Annotated in this window: 19 protein-coding genes; 10 read left to right on the top strand and 9 right to left on the bottom strand. The window is 46.9% G+C overall.

Annotation, left to right across the window (positions count from 1 at the left end):
• Nucleotides 1-1134, top strand: a complete 1134-nt coding sequence (locus UNITIG_RS19395; RefSeq protein ID WP_145999239.1) for a helix-turn-helix transcriptional regulator — start codon at nt 1-3, stop codon at nt 1132-1134.
• Nucleotides 1135-1199: 65 nt separating this feature from the next.
• Nucleotides 1200-2507: a hypothetical protein gene (locus UNITIG_RS19390; protein ID WP_101759992.1), complete on the top strand. Its 1308-nt coding sequence runs from the start codon at nt 1200-1202 to the stop codon at nt 2505-2507.
• 113 nt (nt 2508-2620) lie between these two features.
• Here the strand turns inward: UNITIG_RS19390 and UNITIG_RS19385 are convergent, their stop codons facing one another.
• Nucleotides 2621-3325: a hypothetical protein gene (locus tag UNITIG_RS19385; RefSeq protein WP_101759991.1), complete on the bottom strand. Its 705-nt coding sequence runs from the start codon at nt 3323-3325 to the stop codon at nt 2621-2623.
• A 297-nt stretch (nt 3326-3622) separates the two neighbouring features.
• Here UNITIG_RS19385 and UNITIG_RS19380 point away from each other — a divergent pair, with 297 nt between their 5' ends.
• Nucleotides 3623-3934, top strand: coding sequence for a DUF1244 domain-containing protein (locus UNITIG_RS19380; protein ID WP_101759990.1), 312 nt, complete (start codon nt 3623-3625; stop codon nt 3932-3934).
• Nucleotides 3935-4078: 144 nt separating this feature from the next.
• On the opposite strand, the gene UNITIG_RS19375 is transcribed toward UNITIG_RS19380, so the two are convergent.
• Both UNITIG_RS19375 and UNITIG_RS23175 read right to left on the bottom strand, forming a co-directional pair.
• Entirely contained in the window at nt 4079-4324 is a 246-nt protein-coding gene (locus tag UNITIG_RS19375) for a hypothetical protein (RefSeq protein ID WP_101759989.1), read from the bottom strand.
• On the bottom strand, nt 4324-4485 hold the full coding sequence (locus tag UNITIG_RS23175; protein WP_159931228.1) for a hypothetical protein: 162 nt from the start codon (nt 4483-4485) through the stop codon (nt 4324-4326). Before UNITIG_RS23175 ends, UNITIG_RS19375 begins: the two co-directional genes overlap by 1 nt.
• A gap of 260 nt (nt 4486-4745) precedes the next feature.
• Here UNITIG_RS23175 and dinB point away from each other — a divergent pair, with 260 nt between their 5' ends.
• From dinB to UNITIG_RS19360, 3 genes are all read left to right on the top strand, one after another.
• Nucleotides 4746-5858, top strand: coding sequence for a DNA polymerase IV (gene dinB / locus UNITIG_RS19370; RefSeq protein WP_101759988.1), 1113 nt, complete (start codon nt 4746-4748; stop codon nt 5856-5858).
• A gap of 290 nt (nt 5859-6148) precedes the next feature.
• Nucleotides 6149-6301 carry a hypothetical protein gene (locus UNITIG_RS23170; protein ID WP_159931227.1) on the top strand — a complete coding sequence of 51 codons (153 nt, stop codon included), beginning with the start codon at nt 6149-6151 and terminating at the stop codon, nt 6299-6301.
• Nucleotides 6298-6513, top strand: coding sequence for a hypothetical protein (locus tag UNITIG_RS19360; protein WP_101759986.1), 216 nt, complete (start codon nt 6298-6300; stop codon nt 6511-6513). Before UNITIG_RS23170 ends, UNITIG_RS19360 begins: the two co-directional genes overlap by 4 nt.
• A 48-nt stretch (nt 6514-6561) precedes the next feature.
• Here the strand turns inward: UNITIG_RS19360 and nhaA are convergent, their stop codons facing one another.
• Complete coding sequence (nhaA, locus tag UNITIG_RS19355) at nt 6562-7737, bottom strand: Na+/H+ antiporter NhaA (protein WP_101759985.1); 1176 nt, start codon at nt 7735-7737, stop codon at nt 6562-6564.
• A 42-nt stretch (nt 7738-7779) separates the two neighbouring features.
• The gene (locus UNITIG_RS19350) at nt 7780-8730 is read right to left on the bottom strand and encodes a D-hexose-6-phosphate mutarotase (protein ID WP_101759984.1); all 951 of its coding nucleotides are present in this window, start codon (nt 8728-8730) and stop codon (nt 7780-7782) included.
• A gap of 153 nt (nt 8731-8883) precedes the next feature.
• Here UNITIG_RS19350 and rapA point away from each other — a divergent pair, with 153 nt between their 5' ends.
• Nucleotides 8884-11826: an RNA polymerase-associated protein RapA gene (gene rapA / locus UNITIG_RS19345; protein WP_101759983.1), complete on the top strand. Its 2943-nt coding sequence runs from the start codon at nt 8884-8886 to the stop codon at nt 11824-11826.
• Between the two features lie 297 nt (nt 11827-12123).
• On the opposite strand, the gene UNITIG_RS19340 is transcribed toward rapA, so the two are convergent.
• From UNITIG_RS19340 to UNITIG_RS23755, 4 genes are all read right to left on the bottom strand, one after another.
• Nucleotides 12124-13452 (bottom strand): MFS transporter, encoded by a 1329-nt coding sequence (locus tag UNITIG_RS19340; RefSeq protein ID WP_101759982.1) that lies wholly within the window; start codon nt 13450-13452, stop codon nt 12124-12126.
• A gap of 247 nt (nt 13453-13699) precedes the next feature.
• Entirely contained in the window at nt 13700-13978 is a 279-nt protein-coding gene (locus tag UNITIG_RS23765; RefSeq protein ID WP_200821387.1) for a hypothetical protein, read from the bottom strand.
• A 26-nt stretch (nt 13979-14004) separates the two neighbouring features.
• Nucleotides 14005-14595, bottom strand: coding sequence for a zinc-binding dehydrogenase (locus UNITIG_RS23760; protein ID WP_235015555.1), 591 nt, complete (start codon nt 14593-14595; stop codon nt 14005-14007).
• Between the two features lie 46 nt (nt 14596-14641).
• Nucleotides 14642-14797 carry a hypothetical protein gene (locus UNITIG_RS23755; RefSeq protein ID WP_200821386.1) on the bottom strand — a complete coding sequence of 52 codons (156 nt, stop codon included), beginning with the start codon at nt 14795-14797 and terminating at the stop codon, nt 14642-14644.
• 166 nt (nt 14798-14963) lie between these two features.
• Between UNITIG_RS23755 and UNITIG_RS19330 the strand changes: the two genes are divergently transcribed.
• From UNITIG_RS19330 to UNITIG_RS19320, 3 genes are all read left to right on the top strand, one after another.
• A complete protein-coding gene (locus UNITIG_RS19330; RefSeq protein ID WP_101759981.1) occupies nt 14964-15425 on the top strand; it encodes a MaoC family dehydratase in 462 nt (153 codons plus the stop codon).
• 2 nt (nt 15426-15427) lie between these two features.
• Nucleotides 15428-15748: a hypothetical protein gene (locus UNITIG_RS19325; RefSeq protein WP_101759980.1), complete on the top strand. Its 321-nt coding sequence runs from the start codon at nt 15428-15430 to the stop codon at nt 15746-15748.
• A 108-nt stretch (nt 15749-15856) separates the two neighbouring features.
• A complete protein-coding gene (locus UNITIG_RS19320) occupies nt 15857-17518 on the top strand; it encodes a choice-of-anchor I family protein (RefSeq protein WP_101759979.1) in 1662 nt (553 codons plus the stop codon).
• The last annotated feature ends 220 nt before the right edge of the window (nt 17519-17738 follow it).

The following is a 17738-nucleotide window of genomic DNA, read 5'->3' as shown; positions in this document are numbered from 1 at the left end:
GTGAGCGCTCAATTTATTTCCCCTCTCGTCAATCAGTTGATTACAGCCATCTATCAAGGGCCGCTGGAACATCAGCCATGGCATGGTTTCTTAGAGTTATTGCGACAGACCATGCAGGCAAATTACGCTACCCTGTTGTTGCGCCCGCCAAAAGTTGGGGATGCGGGGTTAATTCTAAATGCCGTGGTCGCCTCTGAAAATATTCGCGAAATTTACAAACACAGTTATTTCGAGCTGGATCCGTTTGTAAACTTGCCGGCTGGAAAGGTAGTGACACTGGCGCAATTTATGCCTCGTGAGGCCTTATTTGAAACCGAGTATTATCAGGAATATATGAAGCCGGTAGGCGTATTTCATAATATGGGCGCTGATATGGTTGCCGCTGACGGTTTAAATGCACGTCTGCGGATTACCCGGCCGACAGGCTGTGATGATTTTTCTTCGCAAGAGATTGAGTTGTGCCAGTTGCTACTGCCGCATCTACAGCAGTCTATCGTGCTGCATTCGCAGCTCAAGCGCACTGAACGCGAGCGGGAATTTTATGCTGATGCTATCGATCAATTAGCGATGGGGACGGTTATTCTTGATGATCAGGCCAAAGTATTAAACACTAATAAAGCCGCACGGCAGTTGCTGGCAGCCAATGATAGATTACGCGTCAAAGCTGGCCGTTTATATGTGGGGGAGCGCAGCGAAGATAAAGCCTTTCGGCAAGTGTTGGAACAAGTGCTGCAAGCCCATCGCAGTTCTGAACCCGGTTTTGTTAAAGCTTTCCGAATTGGTGCTTCGGAGGCTGCTAACAGTTTAGGTTTGCTGTTAAGGCCTTTGCCGTTAGTGGATTCTTCAGAAGGGAAAGAAAACCCCTCAGTCGCAATTTTTATCAGTGATCCCAATCAGCGCCGGCAAGTACCAGCGCAAATTCTGGCGGATTTATTTGGTTTCACTCCTGCTGAGGCTGCGCTGGCATTGTTATTGGCCAATGGTTTAACACTGGATGAAGCTTCCGAAGAACTTGAGGTATCGCGCAATACAGCTAAATCGCACCTCAGTTCGGTTTTTTCCAAAACGGGTTTGACTCGCCAAACTAAACTCATTCAACTTATTCTTAAAAGTGTTGCGCCCTTTGCTAATTAGTTCAGAGGTGCCCTGGCTTATTGTCTATACTGATCATTGGATCCCTGTAAGGAAAGTATTAACTCGTGTTATTCCCTAGAATTACTTTAATTTTTAGTGTTATTACAACGGTGGCTATTAGCGGCCAATGCTGGGCGCTGGATGAAAGTCGTATCTGGTTACCCAAAAAATACAAGGCAGTGAAACCCAAGTTATTAGCAGCTGCACGTGATGCCGAGCGAACCGAGCGCTGTGTAGATGTGTTAGGCGGAGAGATGATCGTTCGAAAAAATACCGCAGATCATTATTACTTCGTCATTACTTGCAGAGATAGTCGATTTAAAAGTTATACCCTCAGTTATGAGTTTCCGGTAGCAGGCGAGGCACCAACCATGGTTGCTGAGCAGGTGTCCAGAGCAGAACAAAAAAAGCAGCAAGCGGTGGAGGTTGAAGAGGCGGGGCTAGATGCAGACAAAGCATTGAAAATCTGTCGCAATCAGTTAACCAAATTAACCGATGAGCTGGATGGCGTTAGCGTTATTGAGCAGGAAATTTCTAAACCTTTTCCTCGCAATGGTGGTTTCTTTTACCGTCTCCCTATGACCGCTAAAAGCGACTTGGGCAACGATGTGCGTTACCGAATTGAATGTGAGGTGGCAGAACAAGGAGATGTTGAGGCGCGATTAGTATTGGAAAGTGCCGGCGCGTTAACCATTTGCCGTGATGAAGTACGTGCTGAAACGGTACTCTATGGCCGGATTCAATTTGATGACGAAGCAATTGAAGCGCTGCCAGATTTGAGGGGTTTTTATTATAAAATTCCGTTTGATGTCAAGAATCGTATAGGGTCGGTGATACGTTATCAGGCCGATTGCCAATTAAGCGCCGAAGGGGATGCACAGATTGGGTTGGAATTATTACCCAGTGGTGCATTTACCATTTGTAAAGATAGCTTGCTAACAGAAACCTTATTAATGAAATCCGTTGAAGTTGCTGAGCAGCCTAGTAAAGAGAAAACCATTGAGACAGAGCTAGGTCGTCGTTTTAGTATGGTCATTCCATTTAAAGCGAATGATCCGGATGGCAATCAGCGAGATTTCAAGGCATCTTGCCTGGTTGATGAGGAAGACGTGGCGGAAGTGGTTACTGCCATCGATACCGCCGCGATTGTTGAGGTTTGTATTGGGGAGCTGAAGCGTGAAACCAAAACAATGCTCAATGTACAAGTGTTACATCAGCAAATACCGGAATTGGAAGGGAATGACGAAAGTGGATATTTAGCGGTTATTCCTTTTGATGCATTAAATCCCAGCGGTAGAACGTTGCAGTATCAAGCGGAGTGTAAAGTGGGTGGCAATGGCCGCAGCACGATTAAACTGAGCGCGCGGAAGTAACCTCGTGAGTGATAAAGGGCTGTTGACCTGTCTATAAGGTGTAAAATAGATTTAAATTAAAAGGCCAATGAGATTGCTCTCATTGGCCTTTTTTTAAGTTGCTGAAGGCTTACTTAGCTAGCCGGAGCGGCTTTTTTGGCAGCTTTAGCTTTTCTTGCTTTTTTCTTGGCAGGCTTTTTAGTCGCAGTCTTCTTGGCTTTGGCAGCTGCTTGCTTGGCCTTTGCTTTTTCTTTTGCTGCGGCTTTTTTAGCGGCAGTTTTAGCTTTAGCAGCGGCTTTTTTGGCTTTTGCCTTGGCTTTAGCAGCGGCCTGCTTGGCAGCGGCTTTAGCTTTTACAGCCGCTTTTTTGGCAGCGGCTTTTTCTTTAATTGCTGCTTTCTTGGCAGCAACTTTAGCTTTAGCAGCAGCCTTCTTGGCTTTAGCAGCAGCAGCTTTGTCTAAAGCTTTCTGTGCAGCAGCTTCAGCTTTAGCAACGGCGGCACCTTTTGCAGCGCTTGCTTTAGCAGTAGTAGCAGCGGCTTTAGCTTCTTTAGCGACAGTTTTAGCGGCATTGTTGGCAGCTGTTGCATTAGCAACCGCTTCGCGAGCTTTAGCCACTTGTGCTTTGGCCGTCGCTGTTGGTTTGGCTTTAGCTTTGCTGCGAGCAGCGGCTAGTTTTTTACCTGCAGCAGCAAGTGCAGCTTTGGTTTTGGCGGCGGCTTTGGCAGCTTTGTCAGCAGCTTTGGCAGCATTAGTTGCTTCTTTTGCTACAGCTTTTTCCAATTGGGCTTGAAGCTGGGCGATTTCTTTCTCTAGTTGAGCGACAGAATTTACTGGCATTTCTTTTACTTCCTTACATCGATTAAAGGTGTTGATAAAACCGAGCGAATTATAACCACTTTAAAAAAAGTTGGTATAAAAAATAGAAAAAATGATGATTAATTTAATTTTTTTGGCTGTTATCTTCGATTTCTTATTGATTTAGGTTCAATTGTTAAAATTAAAATCGTCTTATTCCCTAAATGGCTTTTTATTATTGACCACAATCAATTGCCGATTACTCAGGCGTTTATTTTTATCATGATATAATTCACGGCCTTAGTAAAAAGCAAATCCACCCAGAAAGGTTTTAGGCATATGAAAGACGCGACCGCAGATTTAACTCATCAACAACGTACTGAAATAGAGGCAGCAGTGTTTCGTCGTTTAATACAGCATTTGGATGAAAATAAGCAGGTACAAAATATCGAGTTAATGATTTTGGCTAATTTTTGCCGCAATTGTTTATCTAAATGGTATATGGCTGCTGCAGAGGAGCAAGGGACTGTGGTGGACTATGATCAGGCCAGAGAAGTTATTTATGGGATGCCGTATACGCAATGGAAAGACAAGCACCAACTTGAAGCAACACCTGAGCAGCTGGAGCAGTTTAATAACCGCGGTAAGTAATAACGATGGATTGGCCTGTGAATTTGATCGGATTTCAGAGCTTGGGTATGACCCGATTGGTTTTTTAGTAAAACCGCAAAGTAGCAAAATATCCCGACTAATGAAATTTGATAGTCGAATAGGCCAATTCATTGATGGCGATGACTATAGCAACGCGCCATGGGGCAAGAATTGATTGCTGCTATTGGCTTTTATCCACAATACCAGCTCCCGGCTGATCCCTGTGCCACGCTGTTTTAATACTTTTCCCAACCAGATAACCGGTGAATTATCGCCGGCTTCCCAGCCTGGTAAACTCTCTGCCACTGTGAAAAATCGCATTAGATGTTGTAGTTGCTCATCACTTAGCGTCGACGCGACATGAAACCAATCCGCTTTGCGTTGCTGCATTAACTGGGCTTGTTGCTGTTGCTGTTCAGGGGGAGGTATTGGCTGAGTTGATCGAGCTGATTATTTTCACTTAGGGCAATAAATGTATTTAACACTGAGGGCTCAATGTGAAAATCAGTGCTGTTTTGTTCTGCTTGGGGATCCCAACTGCCGAGTGACATGGATGGCTCCGATATTAGGGGTGAAGGATTGAACGGGGGTGATTATAACGGGCTTGAGCGCTTTCGGGGAGATTGCTTTCATGTATTGGCCCCAGGCCCGAATGGCGCTTACTTATGCAGCAGGTTGTCAGCGTAGGGCCGGGTATTAACAACACATACAGTAAGTTAATAATCGCGGCGTCAGCAGCCAGCTATTGAGGCTAGTAATCTGGATAAGACTCGTTATACTGTTTTTATATACAGTTAATGTGGTTCCGGAAATGATGCTGTTTTCACCCGATAATTTACCCAGTATGAGCGATTACGGTTCGCGCAAGATTATTCATTGCGATGCGGACTGTTTTTTTGCGGCCATTGAAATGCGTGACGACCCTTCATTACGTGGTCGTCCTATAGCAGTGGGTGGCAATGCGGATCGTCGTGGTGTGATTTCTACTTGTAACTACGAAGCGCGTGCCTATGGTGTGCGCTCGGCTATGGCGACGGCAACGGCAAAACGCTTATGCCCTGATTTACTGGTATTGCCCCATAGCATGGATAAATACAAACAGGCAGCGGAGCAAATTCGTGAGATTTTTTACGATTATTCTGAATCAGTGGAGCCACTCTCATTGGATGAAGCCTTTATAGATGTCACTGAATCGCCTTTTTGCCATGGTAGTGCGACGTTGATGGCGACAGAGATCCGACAACGCGTTTTCGAAACAGTGGGGATTACCGTATCAGCGGGCATCGCGCCTAATAAATTTCTAGCTAAAATTGGCAGTGACTGGAATAAACCCAATGGTATGTGGGTGGTGACGCCGGCACAGGTTGACGAGTTCGTTTGTCAATTACCGGTAGCGCGTTTATTCGGTGTGGGGCGGGTGACGGCGGATAAGATGCATCGTCTGGGTATTGATACGTGCGGTGATTTACGGCGCTTTGATGTATTTGAATTGTCTGATCGCTTCGGCAGTTTTGGCCCAAGGCTGCATCAACTCAGTTATGGTATTGATCATCGGCCAGTGCAAATAAGCCGTCGACGCAAGTCATTGAGTGTTGAGCATACCTATGCCAGCGATTTACCCACCATTACTGGCTGCGTTAGTCAGCTACCTCAACTATTTAATAAGTTAAGCGAGCGCTTGGCGCGATTGGGCAAAGAGTATCTAGTCTCCAAGCAATTCGTAAAAGTGAAGTTTAATAATTTTCAATCAACAACGATGGAGTGTGTAACCAAGGGCAGCCCACGCATCAGCGTATTTAATGATCTATGTCAGCAGTCTTGTTTGCGCGGCGATGGTTTGCCTGTACGTTTATTGGGTTTGGGGGTGCGCTTTCAAGAGATGGTGAGTGATGGTGGCCGACAGCTCTCGCTGTTCAGTGATTGACGGGTTAATATAACAGCCTGTTTATTGATGTGGCTAAAGGAGTCAGCGTTGAAACTATTTAAATTGAAGTCATTGGCGTTAAAATCACGGACTGTATTACTGGTCATGCTATTGAGTTTATTAACGGCGTGTATCAGCACTCATATAAAGGTTGATCCTGCACATCAATTCACTGCGTCGTCTTACCAGACCTACGCCTGGGAAACAGAGGCTATAAAGTCGCCCGAACATGCTGGTCGAGATGGAGGTATTACAATATCGATCGTTTTCTGCGCCAAAATGTCGATCAGGTGTTAGCGCAGAAAGGGTTTAACAGAACAGCCAGGCAAGACGCTGATTTCATTGTTGAGTATCGGGTTGCGCGCAAGGTGAAAGCTGATCAAGGAGGAATGATTTCGCCGACTAATGAAGCGGATGCTGCCTGGAATGTACAAGGGATTTGAGTAATACCGAAGTTTATAACCACTATATTCCTGCACAAATTAGTGAGTCGATATTGGATATTATGTTGACTGAGCCGAAAACCGATAAATTATTATGGCAGGTTACGGCTAATAAAATTGTTGAAGATAGTGATCTAGGCGCCGAAAAAGTCAGTGATGTACTTGCTGATTTAATTCCGGCCATGTTGTCGAAATTACCGGCACGGAATTAAGCTGCCTTATTGGTACGCTTTATTGCTCTGGTCTATGAATGATCAAACTTAGGCCTCATCTTTGCCTTGCTTTGGCAGGGTGAGCCATAAATACATATAGGCAAAAATTGCTGATAAAAATGACCCTGCCAATATGCCCAGGCGGTCTACGGATAAATTGCCTGCTCCGGTTTCTTCAAAAGCCAGTGAGCCAATAAATAAACTCATCGTAAAGCCTACCCCGCATAATATGGATATGCCGTATAGCTGGCTCATGTTAAAGCTTGGCGGCGGCGCCAGCTTGAGTTTGATCGCAACCCAGCTAAACCCAAATACGCCAATTTGTTTGCCCGCTAATAAGCCCAGGGCAATGCCTAAGGGGATAGGGGTGAGTGCTTGCGCAATAGCATCGCTGTTGAGGGCGACCCCTGCATTCATAAATGCAAATAGCGGCAGAATAAAAAAAGCGACTGTACCGTGCAGGCTATGTTCTAACATTTTTACCGGCGAGCCACCATGTCCGTCTTTATAGGGAATAAAAAATGCCAGAGCCACGCCTGCCAGCGTGGCGTGGACCCCGGATTTTAATACCGAAGTCCACAGGATTAAGCCCACCACCATATAGGCCGGAATATCGGTGACCCCTTTGCGGTTAAGGATAAACAATACTGCCAGGCAGACAGCTGCGATAGTCAGTGAGGTTACCGATAAATTAGAGGTGTAAAACAGCGCGATAATAATAATGGCGCCAATATCATCAATAATGGCCAGTGATACTAAAAACACTTTCAAGGCAGTGGGCACGCGATTACCCAGTAGCGTAAGAATCCCCAAGGCGAAGGCGATGTCGGTGGCGGCAGGAATCGCCCAGCCTTGCATGGCTATGGGGTCATGCCAATTGAATCCACTGTATATTGCCGCAGGTACCGCCATACCACCGACGGCGGCCACGGCGGGAAGAATAATATTACCGGGTTTGGATAATTCGCCATCTACGAGTTCGCGTTTTAATTCCAGTCCGATTAAAAAGAAAAAGATGGCCATTAGCCCATCGTTAACCCAAAGCAACAAGGGCTTGGCAATTTGCAATGCGCCAACCCGTACTTCGACCGGGATATTTTGAAAACCGACGTAGAGTGCTTCCAAAGGGGTATTGGCAAATAACAAGGCCAGGATTGTCGCGGCAATTAATAATATACCGCTGGCACTTTCCAGCCTTAAAAACGTTTTGATTGGCTCGATCATTTTACTTGCTCTGTTGTCGGGGCTAATTTAATGGCTTTGAGGCTAATGGTTTATTGCTAGTGACTCGGTGCTAATAGTTATGCTTAATTGGTGGCTAGCGCCTGCTGCCAAGGTCACCATGTCGTCAACTATATTAGCTGTTTCCAGGCACACCATGGCTTGATAGGCATCATCAGGGTAGTGAGACAGGCGTTTGGCTTTTTCTATCCATGGGTTCCACAGCACCGCACTATTACTGCCTTGGCTGTCGATGTGTATCAGCCGTTGCCAACCGCTATCGAGTAGGGAAACCCTGTTACTGCACTGCTGATAAATACGGTCCACTTCCCGGTCGATGATAACCGGTTCAGCTTCAGATTTGAGCTGCCACTGATCGAGACAGTCAATATAATTGAGATTCTCCAAGCCGTTCACTGCTAACTGACTTATTTTACTGACGGCAAAATAGCTGTGCAGCGCGCCGCTAAACGAGAGCGTTTGTTGACTGAGGTTGGTTATTTGCCAGTGCAGTTGAAGTTGATCGCTGATATCAATCATGAGTTGTAGTTGGCATGTATAAGGCCAGGCAGGCTCATTTTCCACTGTTAGAGATAACGTTAAGCGGGTATGTCCGGTATTAACAATTTCTATCGCCCTGAGATCCCATAATTGATTGCGAACTATGCCGTGAGCACTAAGTGGCTCAGCGCCCATTAATTGTTGTACTGCTTCCGGGTTGCGGCTGGGATCGCCAAACCAAGGCCAGCATACGGGAATGCCACCTCGCAGTGATTGACCTTGACGGTAGTCACAGTCGGGGCTGCACCAGATGACCGCCTGAGCCTGCTGCTTGGGTTGGAAGTGGCTGAGTTGGGCGCCTTGCAGAAAAACAGTTGCCTGCGCCATATCGTTCTCAATATTGATCGCCAGTAATTCCTTATGCAATTCAATGGTAATTCCTGGTAGCTCGCCAAATTGTTGATAGAGCTGCTGCATTTGCTGGCCAATATCCATGGAGCGTTACAACCTCAAATAATGATTAGGGGCGCTAGCTTAGCGACTTAATCTGACAGATAAAACCTTTGAAGTCGCTTTTCTTATCCCTTATCATCCGCGTCCATCACCTTCCTGATAAATCCCCAGTATTAAAGTTGTAGAGAGAGTTTAGTGTCCACTATTGTATTTGTTCCCGGCCAGCGCTGGATTAGTAATACCGAATCAGAGTTAGGCCTCGGCATTGTGGTTGAAATTGCCAATCGCCGCGTTGAAATCAGTTTTCCAGCCGCGGGAGAACAGCGTACTTATGCGATGGAAAATGCGCCGATCAGCCGGGTTCAATACGAAGTGGGGCAGCAGGTCATGACGGAGTCCGAGCAAGCCGTCACTATCGTGGATGTGATCGACAATAATGGTTGTTTTATCTACAACGCCACTGATGAGAATGGCGAGCAGGTGATTGTGCCGGAATTGGATTTGAGCAGTTTTGTTCAATTCAGCAAACCGCAAGACCGCTTATTTGCCGGGCAAATTGATAAAAACCGCGCCTTTCGCCTGCGGTGTGAAACGCTGGAGCAGATTCGCCATCAGCAACTATCTTCCGTCCGCGGTTTGTTAGGCGCGCGGGTCCAGTTATTACCGCACCAGCTTTATATCGCCAGCGAAGCCGCTAACCGTTACGCACCACGCGTATTACTGGCGGATGAAGTGGGCTTGGGTAAAACCATTGAAGCGGGTTTGATTATTCATCAACAGCTAATTACTGGCCGCTCCAAGCGGGTGTTAGTGGTAGTGCCTGATAGTTTGTTGCACCAGTGGTTGGTTGAAATGCTGCGCCGCTTTAATTTATTTTTTACCATTTTGGATGAGCAGCGCTGTCAGGGATTGGAAGAGTTTGGAGATTTATCTGAGGAGTTCGATGATCCTTTTATGATGGATGATCATGCCGATAATAATTTTAATCCTTTCGATAGCGCGCAATTAGTCCTCTGTACCTTGTCATTTTTGCGTGACAATCCTGCGCGGCACGCGCAGGCGATGGCGGCGGAATGGGACTTACTGGTCGTAGATGAAGCTCACCACCTGGAGTGGAGTGAGCAGCAAGTCAGTCCGGCATATAGCACGATTGAAGCCTTGGCCAAGCAAGCGCGAGGATTATTATTGTTAACCGCCACCCCTGAGCAATTAGGTGTAGCCAGTCACTTTGCCCGTCTGCGTTTATTAGACCCCGACCGTTATTACGATTTACCAACCTTTATTGAAGAAGAAAAAAATCACCAGCCGGTGAATGCGCTGGTACAGGAATTATTGGCAGAAGATGCACAGCAACGGATGCAAAACAATGCCAACCTGTTAGCGCAATTGACCGATTATCTGGGGCAAGATACCGTTGCAGAGTTAGCAACGGCAATTAATAGCGATGATGGTGCTGGGTTTACGTTAGCAGTCGAGGCTGTTATTTCACAATTACTGGATCGGCATGGCACTGGTCGAGTATTGTTCCGTAATACCCGCTCCTCAGTTGCCGGTTTCCCCGAGCGCTGTTTACAACACTATCCCTTAGTGTCACCAGCGCGTTATGTAGCGGCCTGCAGCAGTGCGGATGCCAATGCGGTGACGATTGAACAGCAATTAGCCCCGGAATTTATATTAGGGCCCAATTGGATTGTTGAAGATCCACGGGTAGAGTGGCTCAGCGATTGGTTGAAACAGCACCGCTCCGAGAAAGTGTTAGTGATCTGTGCCAAGGCTGATACCGCACTGGATTTGGAAGAGCATTTACGATTACGTGGCGGCGTGCATTCAGCGGTATTCCATGAAGGCTTATCCTTAGTTGCTCGTGATCGGGCCGCTGCTTATTTTGCTGATGATGAAGAGGGCGCGCAGGTATTAATTTGCTCCGAGATTGGTAGTGAAGGCAGAAACTTTCAGTTTTCTCATCATCTGGTGTTATTTGATTTACCGTTAAACCCCGATTTGTTGGAGCAGCGTATTGGTCGTCTTGATCGCATCGGCCAGCGTCACACTGTTGAGTTGCATGTTCCTTATTATCAGGATAGTGCGCAGCAGGTATTACTGCGTTGGTATCACGAAGGTATCAATGCGTTTGAGCGGACTTGCCCCGCCGGTTTAGCTTTGTATCAGGAGTTTGAGCAGTCCTTGCTGCAGTGTTTGACGCAACAGGAACAATCCGCAGAATTGGAACAGTTGATAGAAAACACCAAGGCGCGCACAGCTGAAACCTTGCAGGCCTTACAGCAAGGCCGGGATCGATTGTTAGAACTTAACTCCTGTAACCATGAACAGGCCGATGCCATTGTTGAGGCCATGGTCGAAGAAGAGCGGCGGCAAGAATTGACCGGTTATATGGAAAAGGTGTTTGATCAGTTTGGTGTCGATCAGGAGCATCACAGTGCGGCGGCGGTTATTTTGCGGCCCGGTGACCATATGATTAATCATACTTTCCCTGGTTTAACTGATGATGCAGTGACCGCTACCTATTCGCGGGAAGTGGCTTTGTCCCGCGAAGATATGCAGTTTTTAAGTTGGGAGCACCCGATGGTTACCGGCGCCATGGATATGGTGCTCAGTGGCGATTTTGGCAACACCGCTTTTTGTACTTTGAAATTACCGCCGCTCAAAGCGGGCACGGTTATTTTGGAGGCTATTTTTATCGTGCAGTGTACCGCTCCGGGGGAATTACAATTACAGCGGCATTTGCCTCTGACCCCTGTGCGTATTGTTGTAGACAGCAATAACAGTAATTTGAGTAATGTATTAACAACGGCGCATTTGGAAAAGCTGGGTCAGAAAGTGGCCAAGCGCAGTGCTCAGGATTTAGTGCGTCATGCCCGTCCGCAAATTAGCACCATGGTTAATACCGCCGAGCAGTTAGCCGAACAGCAGAAAGACAATATCCTGACTTCTGCGGCAGAAGCGATGCAGTCAGAACAAACCGCGGAGTTGCAACGACTCACAGCACTGGCGAAAGTGAACCCCAATATTCGTCAGCAAGAATTGGATTATTTAAAAGCAGTCAATGTTAAAGCGCAGCGGTATTTACAGGGCGCGCAGCTGAAATTGGATGCAGTGCGGATAGCTTTGGTCATTTAAGCACTGTAATGTGGTTACCTGCTGGATTATTTTGGACGCAGCCTGCTGATTTTAAAAGTACCATCAGCACAAATGCTAAAACATTCAAGGCGATAGTTATTGACGGAGCATTAAGCTATAAGTGCAGCAATGGTAATTATCAGGTTTTAACAAAGTAACTGAGCCTAAAACTATTAGGTGTCTGTATAAACTTGGCGAACAGTAATAAAGTTTGTCTGACTTGGTGCTGCACGACGATGGGTTTTTTGTCCGGTTTTTACTTGGGCCTTAAAGTGCTGTTGAACTACTGAACTTCAATCACGTCTTTTTATCAATATTATCATGGTAGTCTGCATCGACATCGGCCCACTCCCGTTCCAATTCGCTTGCTGGCACGGCTTCATTTAACTCTTCAGCACGGGGGTCAAGGTTATAAGCCTCGGGGGTGGTCAAGCCGGCTACTGAATGGAATTCTCCGTTGTGTTCTGCCATCACTGGTAATACATGGGATTTACGGCGAGCAATTAGGATAACGCAAAAAATCGCAAAGCTGGTCCCCATAAAAACAAATAAATATTGATGGCCCAGCATGCCCATAAGTGCAGATGCAATCGGTGCGCTAATTGCTGAACTTAAACCATAGGTGATCAGCATGGCGCTGCCGATATCGACAAAGTCGGCACTATCAGCATTGTCGTTGGCGTGTGCCAAGCAGATGGCATACATTGTCATGCTAAAAGCTCCCCATATAAATGCCAGCCAAGTGGAAACTGCTCCTGCATAGTAATTTTCAAACGAGGCAATAAAAGTAAGCAGGGAAATAATAGCCCCAGCTAGTGCGATAAAAATCAGGATTAAACGACGGTCAAATTTGTCAGAAAATCTGCCTAATGGAATTTGAAACAATGCCCCACCCAGTACGACTGCAGACATAAAGTTTGCTAGTTGAAAGGTCGTGAGGCCACTATCTTTTGCGTAAATGGGCGCTAGTGTCCAGAATGAACCGGTGATCAGACCGGAAAAAATTGAACCGATGATGCCAATGTGTGAATGCTTCCAGACTTTAGTAAAGTCGATACTCACTTTGTGAATAGGGGCGGGTGCCAGCGCTAAAGTCAGTGATACTGGCACAATAGACAGCGATAAAAAGATGCCCGCCAATGCAAATAACAATGTTGGGTTTACCCCACCCAAGTTTAATAGTTGCTGGGCAATCGTGATCATCATGAGATTCATCATGGCGTAAAACGACAAGATCGCCCCGCGATTGTTTTTGTCAGCCCGTTCGTTTAACCAGCTTTCAATAATCATATAAATACCAGCGATTATCGCGCCAATCATAAAACGCAGGAACATCCAGCCAGCAAAGCTTTGGCTCCAAGCAAAAAATAAAATAAACGCTGTATAGGCTGAAGCAAGCACAGCAAAAGTACGAATATGCCCCACTCGTTTTAACACGTAAGGGGTTGCCAGGCAGCCAGTCACAAAACCAACAAAATAGCCGGTGCCGGTTAAACCTATCTGAAAATCAGAGAACCCTAGCTGACTGGCAGAAACAGGGATCAATGTCAGTAATAAGCCGTGTCCAAGCAAAACCAGGGCATCAGAAATTAGGAGGGCAGCGAGCGGGGTAAGCGAGCGAATCATGAATTTCCAAGACTGTATTAAGCGATTAATTGCTTGAATAAAAAGGCAGGTAGATTAAAGCGTTAGAATAAGTGTAACAACCGAATTCTGGAATCTGAAGGTGTAATTGTTTAATTAAGCGTTTTACTGTGATGATCGGGCGCTACGGCTGCGATCTGCTAGGGTGTGGCTGGGGCTATTCTCAATAGTAGTAGTCTCAATGAGAGTTGGGTTCCGGTTGATGAGAGTATCCCCAGCCACGCTTTATTTAAATTTCTATCACGGTGCGGATGCCACGGCTATTAGCCAAATCATCAAACCCTTCATTGATTTCACTCAGGGGGCGGCGCGAAGTGATCATCTCTTCCATGCTTAATAACCCCTGACGCCACAAGCGAATCAGGCGGGGAATTTCGTAAATGGAGTTGCTGGAGCCCAGCAGGCAGCCGCAGAGTTTTTTCTCGGTAGCGGCAAATAACACCACATTGGGCAGGCTAATCCCTTCTTCTAACGCCGGTGCGCCGACGCACACGGTGGTGCCGCCCATGCGGGTAAGAGCAATACCTTGCTCAATTAAGATAGCTTTCCCGGCGTTTCAAAGGCGTAATCCAGACCAATACCGTTAGTCAGTTCCAGGCAGACCGCTGCGAGGTCTTCAGTGGTGGGGTCTACCACATGGGTGGCACCAAATTCTTTCGCGGCCTCGCGGCGGGCAGCGACCGGGTCGGACACAATGATGGTGCTGGCACCGGCAATTCTGGCGCCTTGTACCGTGGCCATACCGACACCACCCAAACCCATAATGACCACAGTGGCACCGGCTTCTACTTTGGCGGTGTTAAGCACCGCGCCGACGCCGGTTTGCAGTGCACAGCCAATCACACAGACCACATCCAGTGGAATGTCTTTATCAATTTTAATCGCCCCGGTAGAGGGCGTGACCACATATTCAGCCAGGCCACCTACGCCACAGCCTCGCAATACGGCTTCCCCACTGCGTGATAATCCGCTGATACCATCGGGCAGGGTATTAGTCATGATGCTCATGGCGTTGACGCACAGGCTGTGTTCATTGCGCTGGCAGTAATAACACTCTCCACAGGGAGGTGCGGGGGTGAGTACAACGTGGTCGCCGGGTTGCAGATTGGTGACGCCGGGACCAATGGATTCGACGATGCCGGACGCCTCATGGCCAAAATAATCTGGCCACCTAGCGGCATCTTGCCATCAACAAATCCCAGGTCGGAATGGCACAGGCCACAGTATTTAACATTGACCGTACCTCGCCAACGCGGGGTTCGATAATTTCTACGTCATCATAAATTTTGATTGGCTGGTTGGCCTGTTCCAGAATGGCAGCGCGCATAATAAACCTCAGCAGTGATTGAATTTTATGGCGCTGACTATAACGGTTATTGCGGGCTTAAAGGATTACAAAATGGTAGGAACCGGTTCAATCCCAAGGGGTGAAGCTGCTATAGTTGCGCACCTGTGAGGCCATTGGTTTGGCTGCCGAATAACAAGGAATCACCATGACTACTATTTTTAAAACCCCCCATGAATTACCCGCAGCCGTTGGTAAACATTTAGGCTATAGCGATTGGCTGACGATAGAGCAGGACCGGATTAATTTATTTGCTGATGCAACAGGTGACCATCAATGGATTCATGTTGATCCAGTGAAAGCGAAAGATGGCCCGTTTGGCAAGTGTATTGCACACGGCTATTTAAGTTTATCGCTGGTGAATTTATTTCTGCCGCAGATTATGGAAGTGCAGGAAATGAAAATGGGTGTGAATTATGGCTGCGATAAAGTGCGTTTCCCAGCACCGGTGCCAGTCGGTTCGCGAGTTCGCGGTGGCGGTGAAATGCTTAGTGTCGAGGAAGTGAAGGGTGGCTTTCAGGCCGTGGTGCGCGTCACTGTAGAGATTGAAGGCGGTGATCGTCCTGCCTGTGTTATCGAAACTATCAGCCGTTTTTATCCAGAAGATTAAGGTTGGAAAAGCTGGAATTTAATTTTGCCCTGCTCGCTGAACGCGGCGCCAATTTATGTGGTGCTGATCGTTTGCGTATTGAATCCTGTAATCAATGTCAGGGGCAGTATTTATTTAACGCCGAGTTAAATGATGTCTACTACGATGCCGAGGATTTAACCAGGCATTTTTTTAAAATTGCCGCGATGGATTTACCACCTTGCCGTTACTGCGGTCATCCCAGTTGGGATTTTGGCGTGGTGCCAGATCGCGTTGCTGTACAGTCCGGTCCCTGGGCGTGGACATTGCTTAGTCGCCAGTTTATTTTTGCTGCCGATGACTAATCCTCGCCAATTTAAGACGTATCAACAAGCAAATTGTCATCTAGTTGCCATCGTTTCGTAACACGAAGTCAGTATTTTGTGCCGACAGCATAACTTCGGAGAAAAACCATGGCTTCCTATTCCCTTCCATTAAAACCCCTGGCATTTGCGTTGGCGGCGTTGCCAATTGCTTTTGGCTTTACCAGTTGTAAAAACACCACGATTGAATTGCAAGAGATTGGTCGCTACCAGTCGGGTGTGTTTGCCCAGAGTGCTGCAGAAATAGTGACTTACGATGCTGTGAGCCAGCGTGCTTTTGTGGTTAATGCCAATGCATCTACCGTTGATGTATTAGGGATGAGCGACCCGACCGCACCGGTGTTGATTGGTACGATTGATGCGACTGCTCTCGGCGGTGGGGCTAATAGTGTGAGCGCGCACAACGGGATTGTTGCTGTCGCGATTCAGGCGGAAAACAAGCAGAACAATGGTGTCGTCGCTTTTTATAATGCTTCGGATTTAAGTTTACTGAATAGCGTAACCGTTGGCGCTTTACCTGACATGGTGACATTTTCACCGGATGGCAAGTATGTACTGGTAGCGAATGAAGGTGAGCCCAGTAGCGATTATAAAAATGATCCTGAAGGGTCTATCAGCGTGATTAATTTACGTCGCGGTGTCAGCAAAGCGACAGTTAAGACGGCAGACTTTTCAGCTTATATTGGCAAGGAAGATGAATTGCGTGCGCAGGGTATTCGTATTTTTGGGCCGGGCGCTAATGCTGCGCAGGATTTGGAACCTGAATACATTAGTGTCAGCGATGACGGTAAAACAGCTTATGTGTCCTTGCAGGAAAATAATGCTATTGCTGTGGTTGATGTACGTCGTGCCAAGGTAAAAACACTGCTGCCACTGGGAACCAAAGACCACTCTTTATTAGTTAATGGGATGGATGCCAGTAATAAAGATGACGCCATCAACATCGCCCCTTGGCCAGTATTGGGTATGTATCAACCGGACTCGATTGATACCGTTAGCATCAAAGGCAAAACCTACATAGTGACTGCTAATGAAGGTGACGCCAGAGATTACTGGTTTGATGCGGAGGATGAAGCTAGCTGTTTGGCTGCTGGCGGTCAGGATTATGATGAAGATGATGGCTGCCTGGCATTCAGTGAAGAGTTGCGAGTGAAAGATCTGGAACTGGATCCTGCAGTTTTTTCTGATCCGGATTTAGTGGAATCAGAAAATTTAGGTCGCTTAAAAACGACATCAACGTTGGGTGATGCTAATAATGATGGTCTGAACGAAGCAATTTACAGCTACGGTGCTCGTTCATTCACTATTTGGGATACCGAAGGTAAGGTGGTATTTGATAGTGGCAATGATTTCGAAGTCATTACGTCAGCGCAACTGGGTGATAATTTCAATAATGACAATGAAGAAAATGATGGTGATGGCCGTAGTGATGATAAAGGGCCGGAACCGGAAGCCATTGTGGTGGGTAAAGTGCTGGGTAAAACCTATGCTTTTATTGGTCTGGAGCGGGTGGGCGGCATTATGGTCTATGACATTTCAGTGCCTGCGGATGCCCAATTCCTACAGTACATCACTAACCGCAACTTTGATGTTGAGCCCGGTGAGGGTGTTGATGCGGGTGACTTGGGGCCGGAAGGCTTTAGTTTTGTGCCTGCGGAACAAAGCCCGAATGGTATGCCTTTACTGTTAGTGGGTAATGAAGTCAGTGGTACCACTACGGTTTATCAAGTGACTCCCAGACTGGTGCACTAAGCATTTGTTTTTTACCTATCCTCGTAGGTGCAGGGCGGCGTAAGCCGCCTTTTTTGTGTCTGCCAATTAGGTTTAATTGTCTACCTGTAGCGAGTGACACCGAGCAATGCCCTGATAAGTCTGTGTTGGTACTTTGATTCTTATGGTGGTCACGGTATCGTAGAAGCCAACTATAATAGAATTCACCAGTAATATAGTGTTCCTACACCTTTAATTCTAA

This window comes from Oceanicoccus sp. KOV_DT_Chl (assembly GCF_900120175.1).
Classification (GTDB): domain Bacteria; phylum Pseudomonadota; class Gammaproteobacteria; order Pseudomonadales; family Dasaniaceae; genus Oceanicoccus.
This window is presented reverse-complemented; position numbering and strand designations above follow the sequence as displayed.